Raw genomic sequence first — 18,566 nt, 5'->3', positions numbered from 1 at the left:
GCGTTACGACAAGCTGGCAAGTAGCTTTAAAGCGATGGTCACACTGGCTTGCATCGAAAGATGCTTGCGGGCTGACTTTTCAGACAAACCCTAGCACGGCAGCAAACGTCAACAGGTTAAACATTCTCATCGCGTCGTCTCCCTTTGGAGCAGGTGGCTATGGCGCCATCCTCCTCCTTTGCCGGAAAAACAGAACTTGCCTTGCTTGATGATGACTATCGACTGAATGAATGATAGTTGATGCCAACGCACTGCAAGGTTTTCCGCTTTAACTTTCATCCGCCCGGACAGCCGCACGAATAGCCTTGAGCAGCATCCGGCACGCTGGATTGTCATTGTCGGCACGCCAGACCAGATGCAACTCGCTCTGCACACCCTCGCCCAGGTCAATGTCACGAAATACGACGTCCTTGAACACCACATTGGTCGCACAGCGCGGCACCAGTGCCAGGCCCATGCCGGCGTTGACCAGTGCCAGAATAGTCAGTGACGACCCAAGCCATTGGACATACTCCGGCGCAACTCGTGCGGAACGAAACATACCGGTCAGCAGTTCGTTGAACGGTGGATAGGCCGAATGCGAATACATCAGGAACGGCGCGCCTTCCAGGTCCGCCACCGTAACTGAATCAGCGTGAGCCAGCCGATGATTGCCCGGCACCGCCAGCACGAATGGCTCTCGCACCAGGCATTCGCTCTCGTAGCCGGGCTGAAACAGCGGCGCTCGCACGATCCCCAGGTCAATGCGTCGCGCCCTGAGCGCTTCGTGCTGCTGATAGGTGTTCATTTCAGTCAGGGAAATCTTCACCTGCGGCTGCTTGAGCCGCGCCTCGGCGATCACTCTGGGCAGAAATTCGTACACCGCGCTGCCGACAAAACTGATGGTCACCGAACCAATATCGCCTTCGGCAAAGCGCCGCGCGGAGATGGCTGCCTGCTGCGCGCGCTCCAGCAACGTCTGCGCTTCAATGAAGAACGCCCTGCCCGCTGCGGTCAGGGCCACACTGCGGGTGCTGCGCGTGAACAGCTCGACACCCAGATTGTGCTCCAGTATCTGGATTTGCCGGCTCAGCGGAGGCTGGGTCATATTCAGCCGTTCGGCAGCGCGCCGGAAATTGAGTTCCGTGGCCACCGTGGTGAAGCAGCGCAGTTGAGAAAGCTCGAACATTGATCCACTCCCGGTATCAATCAAGTCATTAACTGGATTGGACGGGAATAATATACCCCCTCATGATCGACTCATCCCCAAAAAAACAATGAATGGGAGTCGCCTCTTGAATACCGTCCCTGGCACTACGGACCCCACGGTGCTTGCCCGTGCGGCCTCCAAGGTGAAACGCCACGTGTTGCCGCTGTTTGTAGTGATGTTCATCGTCAATTACATCGACCGGGTCAATATCGGTTTTGTACGCAGTCATCTGGAAACCGATCTGGGCATCGGTGCGGCGGCCTACGGGCTGGGCGCCGGATTGTTCTTTGTCGGCTATGCACTGTTCGAAGTACCTTCCAACATGCTGTTGCAGCGCTATGGTGCCCGCGCCTGGCTGACCCGCATCATGTTCACCTGGGGCGCGGCCGCGATGGCCATGGCGTTCGTTCAGGGTGAAACCAGTTTCTACGTGCTGCGTTTCATTCTGGGTGCCGCCGAAGCTGGCTTCTTTCCCGGCATCATCTATTACTTCACCCAATGGTTGCCTTCAAGCGATCGCGGCAAGGCCATGGCGCTGTTTCTCAGTGGCTCGGCAATCGCTTCGGTAATTTCCGGCCCGGTATCCGGCGCGCTCCTGGGCATCGAGGGCCTGAGTCTGCACGGCTGGCAGTGGATGTTCCTGATCGAGGGTTTCGCTTCCATAGTGCTGTGCGGATTCGTCTGGTTCTGGCTGCAATCACACCCGCATGAAGCCACCTGGCTCAGCGATGAAGAAAAAACCGCACTCAGCACCGCCATAGCCGAAGAGCAACGTCTGCGCGAAGCAACTCAGACCGTCAGGCCATCGGTGTTTCGCTTGCTGGCAGACCGGCAGATCCTGCTGTTCTGCTTCATCTACTTTTCGGTGGCGCTGACCATTTACGGGGCTACCTTCTGGCTGCCAAGCATGATCCGCAAGATGGGCAGTTTCAGCGACTTTGAGGTCGGGCTGTTCAACTCGGTGCCATGGATCATCTCGATTGTGGCCATGTATGGCTTTGCCGCACTGGCGGCACGCTTCAAGCACCAACAGGCCTGGGTCGCTGTCACGCTGGTGATCGCCGCCGTCGGCATGTTCATCTCCACCATTGGTGGTCCGGTGTTTGCTTTTGTTGCCATCTGTTTCGCGGCAATCGGTTTCAAGGCCGCGTCTGCACTGTTCTGGCCGATCCCTCAGGGCCATCTGGATGCGCGCATTGCCGCAGCGGTCATTGCGCTGATCAACTCCATCGGCAACCTGGGCGGTTTCGTTGCTCCCACTACGTTCGGTTTTCTGGAGCAGACCACCGGTTCGATTCAGGGTGGTCTTTATGGGCTGGCTGCCACCTCGTTGCTCGCTGCCGTCGTGATTTTCTTTGCCCGCACCACCCCGCGTGGTGACCTGCGCCGCCCGTCCAGAGATGAGCCAGCCAAACCCCACCGCGCCGTCGTACCTGGCACCCCTTCCAGCCTCAAACCTGATCACCGGGAGACCGCCCTTTGAAAATCATACGCGTGACCGTAACCCCTATCGCCTTTCGCGATCCGCCGCTGCTCAACGCCAGTGGCATCCATGAACCTTTCGCACTGCGCTCGATCATCGAAGTGGAAAGCGACAACGGTTACATCGGCCTCGGCGAAAGCTATGGCGACGTCCCGGCGCTGGCCATTCAGCAACAGGTGCAGAACCAGTTGATCGGGCTCGACCCGTTCAACCTCAATCAACTGCTCAGCATCGTTCAGGCGACGGTTGCGGCACACAAACCTGCCAGCCTGGCCGGTGCTGAACTGGCACCGGGTTCGCACGCCAGCAAAGCGGTAAGCAACGCTTATTCAGCATTCGAGGTGGCGTTTCTGGACCTGCAGGCACGTTCCATGAACCTGCCGTTGGTGGACCTGCTCGGCGGTGCCATTCGTGACCAGATACCCTTCAGCGCCTACCTGTTCTTCAAATACGCGCAGCATGCCGATGCGCCTTACGCGCCCGACAGCTGGGGTGAAGCGCTCAGCGAAGAACAGATTGTCGCCCAGGCACGGCGCATGATCGAAGCCTATGGCTTCAAAAGCATCAAGCTCAAGGCCGGTGCGCTGGAGCCGGAACATGAGGTGTCCTGCATCAAGGCATTGAAAAAAGCCTTCCCCGGCTACCCGCTGCGTATCGACCCCAACGGCAACTGGTCGCTGGAAACCTCGATTCGCATGGCCGAGCTGCTGGGCGATGACCTGCAGTACTACGAAGACCCAACTCCTGGTCTGGATGGCATGTCGGAATTGCGCAAGCGTACCGGCCTGCCGCTGGCGACCAACATGGTCGTGACCGATTTCGATGAATTCCGACGCAGCGTGGCCCTCGACAGCGTGCAGATCGTACTCGCCGACCACCATTACTGGGGCGGCCTGCGCGACACCCAGGCGCTGGCGAAGATGTGCGACACCTTCGGCCTCGGTGTGTCGATGCACTCCAACTCGCATTTGGGGATCAGCCTCATGGCCATGGCCCACGTCGCTGCGTCCGTGCCCAATCTGGACTACGCCTGCGACACACACTACCCGTGGCAGGAACCGGACGAGGAAGTCATCAAGGGCGGCAAGCTGCCGATTGTCGACGGCTGCGTCAGCATCACCCGCGCGCCGGGCCTTGGCCTTGAGCTGGATTACGACCAGCTCGGCAAGCTCAACGATCAGTACCACAGCTGTGGCATTCGTCAGCGCGATGATGTGAAGCAGATGCAGAAGTACCAGCCGCAGTGGAGGGCTGTAAAACCAAGATACTGAGTACGTCCGGGCAGCGTCAGTCAGGCCTTGGCGCAGAATTGGCCGGCGGGTAGACACTCGGCACATCCTGCCGGGTGCGACCACGGATCAAGGCTTCGGGGTTGCGGCTTATATAATCGGTCAGGACCCGCACCGAGCGGGCCGTACGTTGAACCTCATCCATTGTCCGGCTGACCTGCTGGCGTACCGGCGAGTCTTCTGCAAGGGCCGCCCCGGCCATCTCCATCGTGCTTCGGGACTGCCCCAGAACAGTCTCAAGTTCGGGCACTACGTCTGCGTTGAACAGCTTGAACGTCTTGTGCGCTTCGTCAAGGCTGCCATTCAGATTGCCGGCGATCTCCTGCACCGGCAATTTGCTGACCTTTTCAACGATCAGCTGTACCTGCTCCTGCATTTTCTCCAGCTCTCCCGGTACGGTGGGGATTATCAGCGGCCGTGCGTTGACATCGAATTGAACCGGCGCAGCGTTGGCAAAGAAACCCAGAGAAATATAAAGCTGGCCGGTCAGCAGACTCGCACTGCGAGGCTGTGCGCGCAGGCCCTGTTTGACGAAGTCGGCGATCAACTGCGCGGTACGCGAATCGTCGGGTGTGCCCAATGTCTCTAGGATCTTTTCGTTGGCCTGCCCAAGGCGGTCCGGGTAGATCACCGCCCCCACAATGCTGGAAAAAGACTTGCTGGCCGCATCGTAGTCAAGATCGACGGAGATCACTCGCCCCAGATTTATGCCCATGAACTCGACGGGCGAATTGACTTCAAGGCCACGCAAGGACTGCCTGAACATCATGCGGATATAACCCGGCTCGCCATCGGGAGGTGACAGCGCCTTTTGCTGATCCTCGAACAGCTTGAAACGTGCATGCTCTGCAGCCCTTGGCGCGCTCGAACCGTATCCCGGCTCAACGAAGGCCACACCTCCGGCCAGTAACGGCGAAACCGATTCAGTCTTTATCTTCAGCCCATCGGCATCAACCGTCAGGCCAATACCGCTGGCGTTCCAGAACCGTGTATCGGTGGTCACAAACCTGTCGTTGGGGGCATTGATGAAAATTTCCGCATCCACACCTTTGCCATCCTCGGACAAATGACGGGCAACCACTTGACCGACTTGAATGCGCCGATAATAGACAGGAGAACCGACATCGAGTGAGCCCATGTCCTCAGCGTGCAGGGTAAAACGTGTGCCTTTTGCGCCAAACGTTAGGGGTGGTGGGCTTTCCTGACCAATAAAGTGTTTTTTCGGGTGCTCGGACGTCCCCCTGTCTGCCGCGATATACGGCCCGGAAAGCAGGGTATCCACGCCGGACACGCTTTTGGCCCCGATACGCGGGCGCACCACCCAGAACATGGAATCCTCGGCAGTGAAAGCACGGGCGTCGGCATTCAGATCCACTGTCGCCACAACACCGGTACGGTCTTTGCTCAGGGTGACGGCCGACACCTCGCCGATCACGACATTTTTGACCTTGACTCTGGTCTTGTGGGCTTCAAGCCCTTCGGCGCTTTGAAAACTGATAAAAATTCTCGGCCCTTTCGACAGTGAGCTGCTAATCAGCAGCGATACGCATACCAGGGCAGCAATCACCGGAATCAGCCATACCGGCGAGGCACCGAATCGCCTTTTTCCAGTGATTGAAGCGCCAATTGTCGATGCAGAAACGGAACCTGAGCGATCAGACATTTTTTCCTCTGAGGCGCCCACACGGGGTCATGCCGACGGTTAATACTGTCGGCAGAACTCTGAACGTCGACTATCAATAAACCCTCAAAGAAATATCAAGATTTGATCAAGGCAGCGGGTCGAACTTCAATTCACTGAGGCTTTGCACCTTGTCTTCACGAACCATTTTGTATTCGGTATTCGGGCCGATCCACTGCGCCCAGATCGCGTCGATTTCACCTGCTGCTTCCATCGCACGCAGCGATTCGTTGACCTTGGCCAGAAATGCCGGCTCGCCCTGACGCATACCGGCACCGATAGGCTCCAGCGCCATCGGCTCCTTGGCGATTGCCAGCTCCACACCACTGGCCTTGGCCTGCCCGACCAGCTTGATCGCGGTCATGGTGTTGGTCACCAGGCCCACCACCTTGTTCTGTTGCAGCGCCATGTAGGCAGAACCGGTGTCCTGGAAGGTCACAGGCGTGGCATCAGCCAGCCGAATCGACTGTTCGGACGTAGAGCCTTTGGTCGAGCTGATGCGTTTGCCTTTGAAAAAGGATTTCGGTTGATCGGCATTGGCGGCGCGCACTACCAGCGTTTCCTTGGCGATGTAGTACGGATCGCTGAACTGGATCTGGTCGGCGCGGCTCTTGGTGTAGGCCAGGTTGGCAAAAATCACGTCAACGCGGCCCATTTTGACTTCAGGAATGCGCGCTTCGACCGACAGCGGCTTGAGCTCCAGCTCGACGCCCATATGTTTGGCCAGCGCCTTGCAGAGGTCAACGTCCATGCCTACCAGTTCACGGGTTTTCGGGTCCGGTGCCGAAAACGGCGGGACGTCAGCATAGACGCCGCAACTCAGGCTTTTCTTGCTCATCACATCACTGAGCTGATCAGCGTGAGCAACCGAAACAGCCAATGGCGACAATGCCAGTGCAACCAGCAAAGACTTCATACGCATGGTGAGACTCCTGGAAATAAATGGAGGGATTGCTGAAACAGGGGCCTGTGCTCAATGGCTGCGCAGGTCGGAAATGAAGCGTTGGGCACGCGGGTGGTCCGGCTGCTGAAAGAAAGCCTCAGGACTGGATTTTTCAAGGATCTGCCCCGCATCCATGAACCAGATGGTATCGGCCACTTCACGGGCAAAATTCATCTCGTGGGTGACGCACATCATGGTCATGCCCTCTTTGGCCAGGCCTTTCATGACGCTGAGCACCTCGCCGACCATTTCCGGGTCGAGTGCGCTGGTGGGCTCGTCAAAGAGCATCACGGGCGGTTCCATGGCCAGCGCCCGGGCAATCGCCACGCGCTGCTGCTGGCCGCCGGACAACTGCGCCGGGTAAGCGCCGGCCTTGTGTGCCAGCCCCACCCGATCCAGCAGTTCCATGGCCCTGGCGCGCGCCTCACTGTTTTTCAGGCCGCGCACTTTGGTCGGGGTCAGGATGATATTGTCTAGCACCGACAGATGCGGGAACAGATTGAAGCTCTGGAATACAAAACCCACCCGACTGCGCAAGCGATTGACGTTGGCGTCGGTGCCGTTCACGTCGTGGCCGTCAAACAGGATCTGGCCCTGTTGAACATCTTCAAGACGGTTGACGGTGCGGATCAGTGTCGACTTGCCCGAGCCCGAGGGCCCGCACAGCACCACCACTTCGCCGCGCTGCACTTCAGCGGTGATATCGGTCAGGGCCTGGTACTCGCCATACCACTTATTGATCCTGGAAAACATGATCATCGGATGCATTGGGCAACCCTCAATTATCGGTAGTCAAAGGCCGGGGAACAGGTGCAGGCGACACGCTGCCCTCCCGTTTGCGGGCAATCCGCCGTTCCACCACTGCGGCCAGCCGGGTCAGGCCGTAGCACAGCACGTAGTAGGTGATCGCCAGAATGAAGAACACCTGAAACGGCTTGGTCAGCAGCTGGTTATTGATCTGATTGGCGGCAAAGGTCACTTCCTGGACGTTGATCACTTAGCCCAGCGACGTTTCCTTGATGATCGAAATGAACTGGCTGATCAGGCATTGGCAATGCGTTGTACAGCGCTTGCGGCAGAATCACCCAGACCGTGGTGCGCATGTAGCCCATGCCCAGCGCGCGTGATGCTTCGTACTGACCAGCCGGCAGCGCCTGAATGGCACCGCGGATGATTTCGCACAGGTAGGCGCTCTGATAGACCACCAGCGTGCAGAGCATGGTGGTGAAGCCGGTGATGTTATGACCGATCAGCAGCGGGACCAGAAAGTAAGTCCAGAAAATCACCATCAGCAGCGGAATGCCGCGCATCACATAGACCCAGACCGTGGCCGGGTAACGCAGCCAGCGCCACGGCGAGACCCGTGCCAGCGACAGTAGCAGCCCTAGCGGGAACGCCAGCAAAAGCGCCAGCGCAGCCAGAATCAGCGTTGAAACCAGCCCGCCCATCGGGCCGTGAGGGTATTGGCCGACCAGCAGCAAGGTCCAGTTATCGCGAACAATCGTGAACACATCGAACATCGCCGCCTACCTCGCCATGGCTTTGCTGAAATGCCGGGCCAGCAACGCACCCAGGCCCATCAGCATCAGTGAAATGGCCAGGTAGACCACGGTTGCGACCAGATACGCCTCGAAGGTGCGAAAGGTGTAGTTCTCGACCTCGCGAGTGGCATAGGTCAGCTCGACGACGCCGATGGCCATGACCAGGCTGGTGTTCTTGAACAGCAGCACCGTGTGATTGATCAATGACGGCAGGCAGTTGCGAACGCCTTGCGGCAGGATCACGTAACGCATCGAACGCACATAACCCAGGCCCAATGCGCGCGATGCTTCGACTTGCCCGGCCGGAATGGCGCGCAAGCCGCTGCGGATGTCCTCACTGAAGTAAGCCGCCTGGCACAGCCCCAGCGCGATCACCGAAAAAAGGTACTCGGTGCTGTAGTTGGCCAGCCAGAGCTGCGTGCTTTCGGTGAGCAACGTCGGAATACCGAAATACCAGAGCATCAGTTGCACCAGTGTCGGCACATTGCGATGGTAGGACACATAGCCCGCCACCAGACGCTCGGCGTATTTGTTGCCGGTCAGGCGAATAGACACCAGCAGCAAGGCCACCGCCATTGCCATGCACCAGGCAACGAACGCCAGTTGCAGGGTTGTCTCTATGCCCTTGACGATCAGCTCGGCATACTCGCCCTGCAGGATCGCCGAAAGATCGAATTTACTCGTCATGGTTGTTCCCATTGACATTCAGCCAGGGCAGAAGCAAGGCGCCAGGGGTACTGGCGCGGGTGTCGCATGGCGGCTGGTGCCGCTCTCGTGATGGGTACAGCGCTCGCAGCGAGGCGCAGCCTCAGCCTTCATAGTCCTGCAGGCGCGCGGTCGACAGCCCGCCGGGTACCTGTAGCGTCGGGGTGATTTCCATATGGCCGATGTTGACCGCGATGGGCGCAGCGATCACGTAGGCGATTGCATCGGCAATGTCCTTGGCCACAGGCAGCTCATAGCCCTCGATGAAGCGTTTGCGCACTTCCTCGGAATCGCCATGCACATGGGCAAAAATATCCGTGGCCACACGCCCCGGGCAGATTTCCGTCACCCGCACGCGCTTGCCGAACGCATCGATACGTAGCTGGCGAGAAAGCATGCTCACGGCAGCCTTGGTGGCGTGGTACGTCGAGTTGCCGCCGAAGTTGTAGGCGGCGGCAATCGAGCTGATGTTGATGATGTGCCCGCTGTCACGCTCGACCATACCCGGCAACGAAAGCCTGGCGATCTGCAATACCGCGCGCAGGTTCACATCGACCAGCAGATCAATCCCTTCTGCGTCGGCCTTGAGCAGCGAACCGGGCCGGTCGACTCCGGCATTGTTGACCACAACATCGAACTGATGGGCCTGGAACAGTGCCGTCAGACCGGCCAGATCAGTCACGTCGATAGCATGTGCGATGCAGCCGGTGCGCTGCGCCAGTGCCGCCAGCTTGTCTGCACTGCGCGCCAGCGCATGAACCTGCAGACCTTCGGCACACAGCCGTTCGACGACGGCTTCGCCAATGCCGGAAGAAGCGCCGGTCACCAGCGCAGTTTTGTAATCGGAAAAAGGCATGTCGGGGTTTCCTTGAATAAGCGTCGATCAGCCGCTTGGCTGCTAATGCTGATCGCCTTGTACTGGACTTTAACGAGCGTCATGGGCAGCGACCAAGACACAATGGTTGTGTGGCAATAAGCTGCGCTTATGACCCGAGCAGCTGTGAAACCGGGGTGATGACACCGCCCTGCTCTTCGATGCTCTGGCGAATGCTGCGCGCAAGCTCCACCGCCCCCGGCGTGTCGCCATGCAACAGGATTGATTGGGCATTGACCGCCACGCGCTTGCCGCTCAGGGTCGCAACCGTACCGTCCTGCAACAGTTGCGCAACCCTGGCGCGGACCTGCTGTGGGTCCTTGATCACCGCCCCGGCAATGCCACGCGGCACCAGCAGGCAGTTTTCGTCGTAGGCTCGGTCGGCCAGAAACGTGGTCGCGACTCTCAGGCCGCACGCTTCGGCGGCCTGTTCGATGGCCGCGCTGCTGGATGAACTGATGATCATCTGCGCATCGAAACTGGCGACCGCCTTGACCAGCGGCCTGGCCAGTTCGGCATCGGCCGCGGCCATATTACCCAGCGCGCCGTGGAAGCTCATGTGCGTCACGCGGTAACCGGCAGCGGCTGCAATGCCTGCCAGAGCGCCCAGCTGATACACCACCATGCTGCACAACTCGTTGAGTTCGATGTTCATTCTGCGCCGCCCGAACCCCTGCAGATCAGGAAAACCGACATGTGCGCCGAGATCGATGCCCAGCGCTTTGGCGCGGTGCACGGTGTTGTTCATTATCAATGGATCACCGGCATGAAAACCACAGGCCACGTTGGCCGAGGAGATCAGTTGCATCAGTGCCTCATCCTCACCCATGGTCCAGGGGCCGAAGCCCTCACCCAGATCAGCGTTCAGATCGATGCGCATCGTGTCACTCCTCCAGTTCAATCAGCGGCTGGCCGTAACCGACCCGTTCATGCTCGGCAGCCAGAAAACGCGTCACACGCCCTGCCTGCTGGCTGCGCACCGGCAGATAAAGCAGGCCGATGCGCAACAGGCCCAGCAACTGCCCGACTGCAACGGTGTCGCCGGGTTTTACGTAGCTGTTTTTTTCGTCGGGGTGTCTCGATACAAAAACGCCGGGGTTATCCGCAGCTATTACAAGCGCAGTGGCTGGCGGCTGTTCGACTGCGACGTCCACGTCAGGTCGCGATGCAGGGTTATCCGCACGTACTCCGCGTCGGATCAACAACTCGAACCCTGGTCGTTTCAGTTCAAGAACCGTGAGCCCGGCATCACGAATCCAGCCTGCCAGTTGGCGAATTTCATTGATGTTCATCAGCGATGTCCTTGCAGGCCGCGCAGCGCAAGCAAGCGCCGGGCGTTTTCGATGAAGGCGTGATTGGTGTCCAGTGCCTCGACGGCCTCCTCGTAGCTGCATTGCACGAAGCGCACCTTGCTGCCGATGGGGGCCTGACCGAGACGCCACAGGTCGGCTTCGATAACCGTCGCAAACTTTGGATAGCCGCCGCTGGGCTGGGCATCGCGCATTTGCACAATCGGCTGGCCGCCGTGGGGCACCTGAATCACCCCGGGCACAATGCCGTGAGAGCGAATTTCCAGCGCCTCCCTTGGCAATAGGGGCGTACCTTCCATGCGATAACCATAGCGATTGCTTTGCGTGGTGATTTTCCACTCGCCGGCAAAAAATGTTTGTTGGGCTTCAACGCTGAAGCAGTCGAACTCGGCGGCAGGCAGTACGCGTATGGCCGGTAGCTCGTCGATAATCAACGGCAAGGCCGCCGCAGCAGATTGCATACCAAAATCACCAGCGCGCGGTTGATTAGCCGCACCGGCGGGAATCAGATCGCCCTGCTGCAAGGCGCGGCCCTGCCAGCCACCAAATGCACCGCGCAATTGCGTGCTGCGCGAGCCCAGAACCTGCGGCACATCCACACCGCCCGCCAGGCATAAATAGGCGCGACTGCCCGTCGTTGGGTAACTCAGCTTCAACACCTGATTCTTGCGCGCCTGAGCGACCCAGTTACCCGGCAGTCGCTCGCCATCCAGCCGTGCAGAACAGGCAGCACCGGTGATAGCAAAAGTGCAGTCCTCGACAAAACGCACTTCGAACGGGAACAGTGGAATTTCGATGCCTGCCGCGTCTTCGTCGTTGCCCAGCAACAAATTGCCGAGCTGCAACGACAGCGTGTCCATTGCGCCGGAGGTGCCGACGCCGTAGCCCAGGCTGCCATGGCGGCCCAAGTCCTGGACCGTCGCCAGTGCGGTGGCGCTGATAACTTCGATCATCGAATGATCCTCTCGATACGCAAGCGCAGTTGATCGCCGGGCTGCATCAGCGCCGGAGGGTTCTGATCAGCGTCGAAAAACACCATTTCCGTGCGCCCTATCGTGTTCCAGCCACTGGGGCCGGCTGAAGCGGAGATACCCGTCTGCACGCCGCCGATGGAAACCGAGCCGGCACCGATATCGAGTACCGGCACTTTGCGCCGAGGCGTCGCCAGACGCTGATCCATGCCGCCCAGATAGCAATAACCCGGGTGGCTGCCCAAGGCGTACACCGGGTAAAGCGGTTCGCAGTGCAGATTGGCGATGGTCTCGATATCCAGTCCGGTATGGGCGATGACATCGGCCATATGCGGTCCGCCGTCACCGCCATACACCACCGGCAACTCGATGATCCGGCCTTGCAACGGCAGCGGCTGGCATTGCTCCCAGGCCTCCAGCAAGCGGGTTTTCAAGCCGGTCAGGTCGCGTGGCGGCGCTGCGAAGGTCAGCATCAGGTTGTTCATGCCCGGCACCGATTCGCGCACCTGCGGCCAGTCCTTGCTCAGGCTGGCCAGCGCCCATATGCGTTGCTGCGCTGCCAGCTCAAGCTCGCCGGGTGCTTCGAACAGCAAGGCGGTGGTTCCCAGCAAAGTGATTCGTGGCGGCAACTGCTGGAGGGTCATGGGTGGCTCCTTGTCTGTAACCAGCGCTCCAGGTGGTGAATGTCCATGCCACCCTTGCAGAACACCGGGTCCTGCAAAATGTCGCGATGCAGCGCGATGTTGGTAGAGATTCCCTCAACGTGCATTTCGCTCAGCGCCAGGCGCATACGTGCCAGGGCCTCATCGCGACTGGCACCGTGAGTGATGACCTTCGCCACCATCGAATCGTAATAAGGCGGAACGCGATAACCGTGGCTCACATGCGAGTCGACCCGTACGCCAAAACCACCAGGAATCTCCCAGCGGGTGACTTGCCCCGGCGTAGGCATGAAGCTGCGCGGGTCCTCGGCGTTGATCCGGCATTCCAGAGAATGGCCCGACACGCTGACGTCGGCCTGGCTGAAACTCAGGCGCTCACCCATCGCCATGCGAATCTGCTGCTGAACTATGTCGATGCCGGAAGTCATTTCCGTGACCGGGTGCTCGACCTGCAGGCGAGTATTCATTTCGATGAAATAGAACTCATCGTTTTCAAACAGGAATTCGAACGTGCCTACGCCCTGGTAACCGATCTGCCGGCAGGCCAGTGCGCAACGTTCGCCCACCCTGGCCATCAATTCCGGGTCGATGCCCGGTGCAGGAGCCTCTTCAAGCACCTTCTGGTGGCGGCGCTGCATCGAGCAATCCCGCGAGCCAAGCCAGATGGCATTGCCATAGGCATCGCACAGCACCTGAATCTCGACATGGCGCGGCTGACCCAGAAACTTCTCGATATACAACTCGGGATTGCCGAAGGCCCGGCGGGCTTCTTCGCTGGTCAGCGCAATTGCATCGAGCAATTGCAGCTCTTCCTGAACCACGCGCATGCCCCGCCCGCCGCCACCGCCAGCGGCCTTGACGATGACCGGGTAACCGATGTCACGGGCAATTTTCAGGATGCCTTGCGGATCGGCAGGCATGCTGGTGTCCGGGCCTGGCACGCACGGCACGCCAGCCTCACGCATTGCCCGCTTGGCCGCGACCTTGTCGCCCATCACCCGAATGCAGGCGGCACTGGGGCCGATGAAAGTCAGGCCAGCCTGTTCGATGCGCTCGGCGAACGCGGCGTTTTCAGACAGAAACCCGTAACCGGGATGGATCGCCTGAGCACCGGTCAACTGCGCAGCGTAAAGAACGGCAGCCTGATTCAGATAACTCTGCCCCGGCGCGGCCGGGCCTATGCACAGTGACTCATCGGCCTGCCGTACATAGCTGGCATCGCGATCCGCTTCGGAATAGACCGCAACCGTACTCAGGCCCAGGCCTTTGCAGGCGCGCTGGATGCGCAGGGCAATTTCGCCGCGGTTGGCGATCAACACTTTATCGAACATCAAAAACCCCTGATCTGTGAACCCGGAAGGCAGCCGCACGGCCACCCAAGACCTTCAACCGATGCTGAAAAGCGCTTGTCCGGCCTGAACCTCTTCGCCGTTGGCAACCAGAATGGCGGTCACGACCCCTGCCTTTTCAGCCGTCACCGGATGAAACATCTTCATGGCTTCAACCACTGCCAGGGTCTGTCCCACGTCGACTGACGTGCCGACTTCAACGAAGGGCGGCTGGTCGGGCGCCGGGGTCAGGTGCAAGACCCCATACAGCGAGGCGCAGGCCTGAGCCTCTTGCGCATTGGCAGTTGCACTTGCCTGAGAGGAAGCAGCAGCATCGGTTGCAGGCGCTTTCAGCGACGTTGATGCAGATGGACTGACGCCGCTGGCGGCCTCGACCGACTCACGCAGCAAGCGCAACTGCGTATCGCCTTCAGACAGGCTGAGTTCACTCAGGTCTGATTCGGCCATCAGGTCGATAAGTGCTTTGATACGTTCCGGTTTCATGCAAGAGCCCTTGCCTGGCAAAAGAAATGTGGCTGAGGGCAATGTAACGAGAGCGATTTTTGACCGCCAAGACGGTTTGACTGTGGGGTGATAAGCGCCCCTTATGACGCCGGGGTTACTCTGTACGGCGATTGCCGCGCATCTCTGCGACCAGTTCCAGTAGGATGGCCTTGACTGCCTGGGCCGGAACCGAAAGCGGCAAGTGGCCTGACAGGCACAGGGCCAGCGGCGCTTCGATCTCGGGTTCGACGATCCGGCTCAGATTGACCGCATGCGTATCGGCCAGCACCCGCGCAGCAGACTCGGGAAGAATGGTCGAGCCGAATCGATCCGCTACTGCGGCAGCCAGAGTCGTCGATGATTCGACTTCTGCCACCACCCGGGCACTGCGCTCGATGCGCACAAATGCCTCATCCACCAGACGGCGGATGGTGTTGTAGGTGCGCGGCAACAGCAGGTCGATATCGGCCAGCTCGGCGAGGGCTATTTCCTCGCAGCCCTGAAGCGTGTCCTGGGCGCTTACCAGATACAGTTGCTCGCGAATCAACGGCACAAAACTCAGGCCATGCACCTCACGTCCGCCATAAAGAACGGCCATGTCCATGCGCCCGTTCATGATCAGTTCGCTCAGCGTGGTGCCAAAGTTCTCGTTGAGGTACAGCAGGATACCCGGATGACGCTCGCGCACCCGTTTCAGCAACGGCAGCGACAAGGTTGACGCAGCAGTGCCCGGGGCCAGCCCTACCGACACCGGCCCCGACAACGCCAGGCCGCTGGCGTTGACATCACTTTGCGCCTGCTCACACTGACGCAGTATGACCTGAGCATGGCCATACAAAACCTTGCCCGCCTCGGTCGGGGTAACGCCGCGCTTGGTGCGGATCAGCAACTGCTGCTGCAACTCGGCTTCCAGCGTCACCAATTGCTGGCTTAACGCAGGTTGTGCGATGTGCAGTACATCGGCGGCTTGGGTCAGGCTGCCGATGTCGACAATTTTCACAAAGTATTTCAAGCGGCGAAGGTTCAAGGTGCTGCACTCCAGAGTCACGACCCCGATGCCTCAGCAAGACACAGGCCAGCTCTGAAAAAACCAGACATAAGCAATTGCTATGTCAGCAACTGCCGAGCGTGATTGCAACGCATGGATGCCCCCGCAGGCATTGCTTGCCCGCTTTTGGTGCAGCATTGGTTCATCTGCGGTCATAAGCGCTGCCTATCAACCCAGAACAAACTCGTCTTATGGCCTGCCGTCTGCAGGCTCGTAACGTATTCCCCGTCAAGGCCATCAACGAGGAATGCCAACGTGACCGCATCTCGCATCGCTGCCCGCGTGCTCCGCATCAAACCATCGCCCAGCAGCGCTGCTGCCGATCGGGCCAATGAACTGCGGCGCGCAGGCAAGTCGATCATCAATCTGGTGGTTGGCGAACCCGACTTCGATACGCCTGCCCACATTCGTCAGGCCGCCTCTGCCGCCATCGAAAACGGTGAAACCCGCTACACGCTCAATGCGGGTACTGCAGCGCTGCGCGACGCGATTGCCGCCAAACTCCAGCGCGAAAACGGCCTGAGCTACGCCCCCGGCCAGATCGTAGTCACCAGCGGTGCCAAGGCTGCGATCTTCAATGCCTTCGCAGCGACCCTGGGCATTGACGACGAAGTGCTGATCCCCGCGCCGTACTGGGTGTCGTACCCGGACATGGTGCTGGCCTGCGATGGTCGCCCGGTGACCTTACCGTGCCCCGAAGACAATCAGTTCAAGCTCACCGCCGAGCAACTACGCCACGCAATCACGCCGCGTACCCGCTGGCTGCTGCTCAATTCGCCGAGCAACCCGACCGGCGCGACCTACAGCGCAACTGAATGGCGGGCACTGGCCGACGTGCTGCTCGACTACCCGGACGTGCTGGTCATGACCGATGATATTTACGAACACATTCGCTATGACGACACCCCGCTCAGCCATCTGCTGACTGTCGAACCCGCCCTGCGCGAGCGTGTGCTGATCATCAATGGTGTATCAAAAACCTACGCCATGACCGGTTGGCGCATCGGCTATGCCGCAGGCCCCAGCGATATAATCAACGCGATGGCTACCCTGCAGTCGCAATCCACCAGCAACGCCTGCTCGGTGAGCCAGGCCGCCGCAGTGGCGGCCCTCAATGGCGACCAGTCGTTTGTCGGCGAGAGCGTCAAGGTCTACAAACAGCGCCGCGACCGCTGCCTGGAGTTGATCAACGCAATTGACGGCCTGAGTTGCATCCAGCCACAAGGCGCGTTTTATCTCTACGTCAATTGCGCAGCGCTGATCGGCAAAACCACCCCGTCAGGCTCGGTACTGGAAGCCGACACCGATGTGGTTCTGTACCTGCTGGAAAGTCAGGGTGTTGCGGTTGTAGCAGGCACCGCTTATGGCCTGGCACCGTTCTTCCGGATGTCTACGGCGACGGCCCTCGAAACCCTTGAAACCGGTTGCACACGCATTGCGACTGCTGTCGCTGCGTTGCGCTGAGCGCCTGGCCATGACCACGCCGAGCCACCCGGCCCTGACCTTCAAACAGGCCCTGCTGGCCATGCTCGGCATTTCCCTGGTGCTGATGCTGTCCGCACTCGACCAGACAGTGATCGGCAACGCATTGCCAAGCATCGTCGCGGAACTCGATGGTTTCGAGCTGTATGCCTGGGTCGCCACCGGCTACCTGCTGGCGTCCATCGTGACCATTCCGATCTTTGGCCGACTGGGCGATTTCTACGGGCGTAAACCGTTCGTGCTGGCCGCTACGGTCATTTTCACCGTTGCTTCGCTGGTCTGCGCGCTGGCCGACAGCATGCTGGTGCTGGTCATTGGCCGGGCCCTGCAAGGCGTCGGTGGCGGGATGCTGATCGGTACGGCATTTGCCTGTGTGCCGGAGCTGTTTCCCGACACTTGTCAGCGGCTGCGCTGGCAGGTTCTGCTGAGTGCGATGTTCAGCGTGGTCAATGCCATCGGCCCAGGGTTGGGCGGTTACCTGTCCGGCGAGTTCGGCTGGCGTTCGGTGTTCTGGCTGAACCTGCCGCTGGGCGTGATTGCGTTGTTTTTTGCCTGGCGCTTTTTACCCTGGTATCGCCCGCCAACAGCCGGTGCGATCAGGCTCGACTGGATCGGCGCAGTGTTGATTGTCCTGAGCCTGGGCAGCCTGCAATTGTTCGTTGAATGGCTCGGTCAGCGCTCTCTGGCGATCAGCCTGCTGTGCGGCGCTATCACTGTTATTGCCTTGACCGGACTTTGGTTCAGAGAGCGCCGTTGCGCGTTCGCCTTGCTGCCCGCCGGGCTGTTTGCCAATCGCAGCATCCGCCTGCTGTTCATCATGTCGCTGCTGGCCGGTGCGATCATGTTCACCCTGCTGTTTTACCTGCCTCTGCTGTTGCAGGGCAGCTACGGCTACTCGCCGCAGGACGCCGGGCTGCTGCTCACACCGCTGGCCCTGAGTATCACTTTGGGCGCAATCGTCAACAGTCGCATCGTCACGCGTCTGGCAAACCCCAACTGGTTACCGAGTGGCGGATTCATTGCCCTGTCGATTGCCTGCATCGCCTTGGCACTGGTCGGACTGCACGCCGGGTTCACGACCTTGCTGGGACTGATTCTGCTGGCGGGGTTGGGGCTTGGATTCATTCTGCTCAACCTCACCGTATTCACCCAGACGCTTGCCGAGCGGCAGTTTCTCGGTATCGCCACAGCACTCACTCAATCGTTGCGACTGGTTGGCGGCTTGCTGGGCACCGCGGCCATGGGTGTGCTGGTCAAGTTGCTGTACGTCGCCAATCTGCAACATGCGCTGTCAGCGGCAGGCCAGATGCAGGCAATAGCGCGTCTGGCCGACCCTCAGGTCTTGCTGCAGCACACGCCCAAAGATATCGACACCACGTTGCAGCTGGCTCGCACTGCCCTCGCCCATGCAGTCGGTACAGGGCTGTTGATCTGCGCCGCACTGGGCGTACTCGCACTGGTGGTTCTTTACCGCTTACCTCGCGTCACGCTGTATCAAGCGCCTCACACAACGACACCTGAAACGGATTCAGCTGCAAAACACGCCTCTTAAAACA

General features: G+C 59.7%; 17 protein-coding genes and 2 pseudogenes. 5 read left to right on the top strand and 14 right to left on the bottom strand.

All coding sequences use genetic code 11. The features are described from left to right. Positions 1-94: pseudogene (locus AO277_RS22160) on the top strand (IS5/IS1182 family transposase); the annotation flags it as partial. A 174-nt stretch (positions 95-268) separates the two neighbouring features. Here the strand turns inward: AO277_RS22160 and AO277_RS22155 are convergent. After that, positions 269-1,168: a LysR family transcriptional regulator gene (locus AO277_RS22155; protein ID WP_044318795.1), complete on the bottom strand. Its 900-nt coding sequence runs from the start codon at positions 1,166-1,168 to the stop codon at positions 269-271. A 139-nt stretch (positions 1,169-1,307) separates the two neighbouring features. Between AO277_RS22155 and AO277_RS22150 the strand changes: the two genes are divergently transcribed. Both AO277_RS22150 and AO277_RS22145 read left to right on the top strand, forming a co-directional pair. Beyond that, complete coding sequence (locus AO277_RS22150; protein ID WP_180273459.1) at positions 1,308-2,672, top strand: MFS transporter; 1,365 nt, start codon at positions 1,308-1,310, stop codon at positions 2,670-2,672. Beyond that, positions 2,669-3,943 carry a glucarate dehydratase family protein gene (locus tag AO277_RS22145; protein WP_044318793.1) on the top strand — a complete coding sequence of 425 codons (1,275 nt, stop codon included), beginning with the start codon at positions 2,669-2,671 and terminating at the stop codon, positions 3,941-3,943. Before AO277_RS22150 ends, AO277_RS22145 begins: the two co-directional genes overlap by 4 nt. A gap of 16 nt (positions 3,944-3,959) precedes the next feature. Here AO277_RS22145 and AO277_RS22140 read toward each other — a convergent pair whose 3' ends face one another. From AO277_RS22140 to nac, 13 genes and pseudogenes are all read right to left on the bottom strand, one after another. Further along, positions 3,960-5,624 carry a PqiB family protein gene (locus AO277_RS22140; protein WP_044318792.1) on the bottom strand — a complete coding sequence of 555 codons (1,665 nt, stop codon included), beginning with the start codon at positions 5,622-5,624 and terminating at the stop codon, positions 3,960-3,962. A 106-nt stretch (positions 5,625-5,730) separates the two neighbouring features. Beyond that, on the bottom strand, positions 5,731-6,564 hold the full coding sequence (locus AO277_RS22135; RefSeq protein ID WP_002553482.1) for an ABC transporter substrate-binding protein: 834 nt from the start codon (positions 6,562-6,564) through the stop codon (positions 5,731-5,733). A gap of 51 nt (positions 6,565-6,615) precedes the next feature. Continuing rightward, the gene (locus AO277_RS22130) at positions 6,616-7,344 is read right to left on the bottom strand and encodes an amino acid ABC transporter ATP-binding protein (protein ID WP_005731847.1); all 729 of its coding nucleotides are present in this window, start codon (positions 7,342-7,344) and stop codon (positions 6,616-6,618) included. Between the two features lie 19 nt (positions 7,345-7,363). Next, positions 7,364-8,105, bottom strand: a pseudogene (locus AO277_RS22125) (amino acid ABC transporter permease). Positions 8,106-8,111: 6 nt separating this feature from the next. Next, positions 8,112-8,813, bottom strand: a complete 702-nt coding sequence (locus tag AO277_RS22120; protein WP_002553479.1) for an amino acid ABC transporter permease — start codon at positions 8,811-8,813, stop codon at positions 8,112-8,114. A 121-nt stretch (positions 8,814-8,934) separates the two neighbouring features. Continuing rightward, positions 8,935-9,687, bottom strand: coding sequence for an SDR family oxidoreductase (locus AO277_RS22115; protein ID WP_044318791.1), 753 nt, complete (start codon positions 9,685-9,687; stop codon positions 8,935-8,937). 127 nt (positions 9,688-9,814) lie between these two features. Further along, the gene (locus AO277_RS22110) at positions 9,815-10,585 is read right to left on the bottom strand and encodes a LamB/YcsF family protein (protein ID WP_002553477.1); all 771 of its coding nucleotides are present in this window, start codon (positions 10,583-10,585) and stop codon (positions 9,815-9,817) included. Positions 10,586-10,589: 4 nt separating this feature from the next. After that, the gene (locus AO277_RS22105) at positions 10,590-10,997 is read right to left on the bottom strand and encodes a biotin/lipoyl-containing protein (protein ID WP_005731842.1); all 408 of its coding nucleotides are present in this window, start codon (positions 10,995-10,997) and stop codon (positions 10,590-10,592) included. Further along, a complete protein-coding gene (locus AO277_RS22100) occupies positions 10,997-11,968 on the bottom strand; it encodes a 5-oxoprolinase subunit C family protein (RefSeq protein WP_044318790.1) in 972 nt (323 codons plus the stop codon). The genes AO277_RS22105 and AO277_RS22100 overlap by 1 nt, the downstream gene beginning before the upstream one ends. Further along, positions 11,965-12,630: a 5-oxoprolinase subunit PxpB gene (gene pxpB, locus AO277_RS22095; protein WP_005731840.1), complete on the bottom strand. Its 666-nt coding sequence runs from the start codon at positions 12,628-12,630 to the stop codon at positions 11,965-11,967. Before pxpB ends, AO277_RS22100 begins: the two co-directional genes overlap by 4 nt. Then, positions 12,627-13,979: an acetyl-CoA carboxylase biotin carboxylase subunit gene (accC, locus tag AO277_RS22090; RefSeq protein ID WP_044318789.1), complete on the bottom strand. Its 1,353-nt coding sequence runs from the start codon at positions 13,977-13,979 to the stop codon at positions 12,627-12,629. The genes pxpB and accC overlap by 4 nt, the downstream gene beginning before the upstream one ends. Before the next feature lie 54 nt (positions 13,980-14,033). After that, positions 14,034-14,480 carry an acetyl-CoA carboxylase biotin carboxyl carrier protein gene (locus AO277_RS22085; RefSeq protein ID WP_002553473.1) on the bottom strand — a complete coding sequence of 149 codons (447 nt, stop codon included), beginning with the start codon at positions 14,478-14,480 and terminating at the stop codon, positions 14,034-14,036. Between the two features lie 115 nt (positions 14,481-14,595). After that, a complete protein-coding gene (gene nac, locus AO277_RS22080; protein WP_010207353.1) occupies positions 14,596-15,507 on the bottom strand; it encodes a nitrogen assimilation transcriptional regulator NAC in 912 nt (303 codons plus the stop codon). Positions 15,508-15,783: 276 nt separating this feature from the next. Between nac and AO277_RS22075 the strand changes: the two genes are divergently transcribed. Both AO277_RS22075 and AO277_RS22070 read left to right on the top strand, forming a co-directional pair. Further along, positions 15,784-16,992 (top strand): aspartate transaminase, encoded by a 1,209-nt coding sequence (locus tag AO277_RS22075; RefSeq protein WP_044318788.1) that lies wholly within the window; start codon positions 15,784-15,786, stop codon positions 16,990-16,992. Beyond that, a complete protein-coding gene (locus AO277_RS22070; protein WP_044318787.1) occupies positions 16,964-18,562 on the top strand; it encodes an MFS transporter in 1,599 nt (532 codons plus the stop codon). Before AO277_RS22075 ends, AO277_RS22070 begins: the two co-directional genes overlap by 29 nt. The last annotated feature ends 4 nt before the right edge of the window (positions 18,563-18,566 follow it).

Origin of the sequence: Pseudomonas amygdali (assembly GCF_002699855.1) — a bacterium.
In the GTDB taxonomy this organism is placed as follows: domain Bacteria; phylum Pseudomonadota; class Gammaproteobacteria; order Pseudomonadales; family Pseudomonadaceae; genus Aquipseudomonas; species Aquipseudomonas amygdali.
This window is presented reverse-complemented; position numbering and strand designations above follow the sequence as displayed.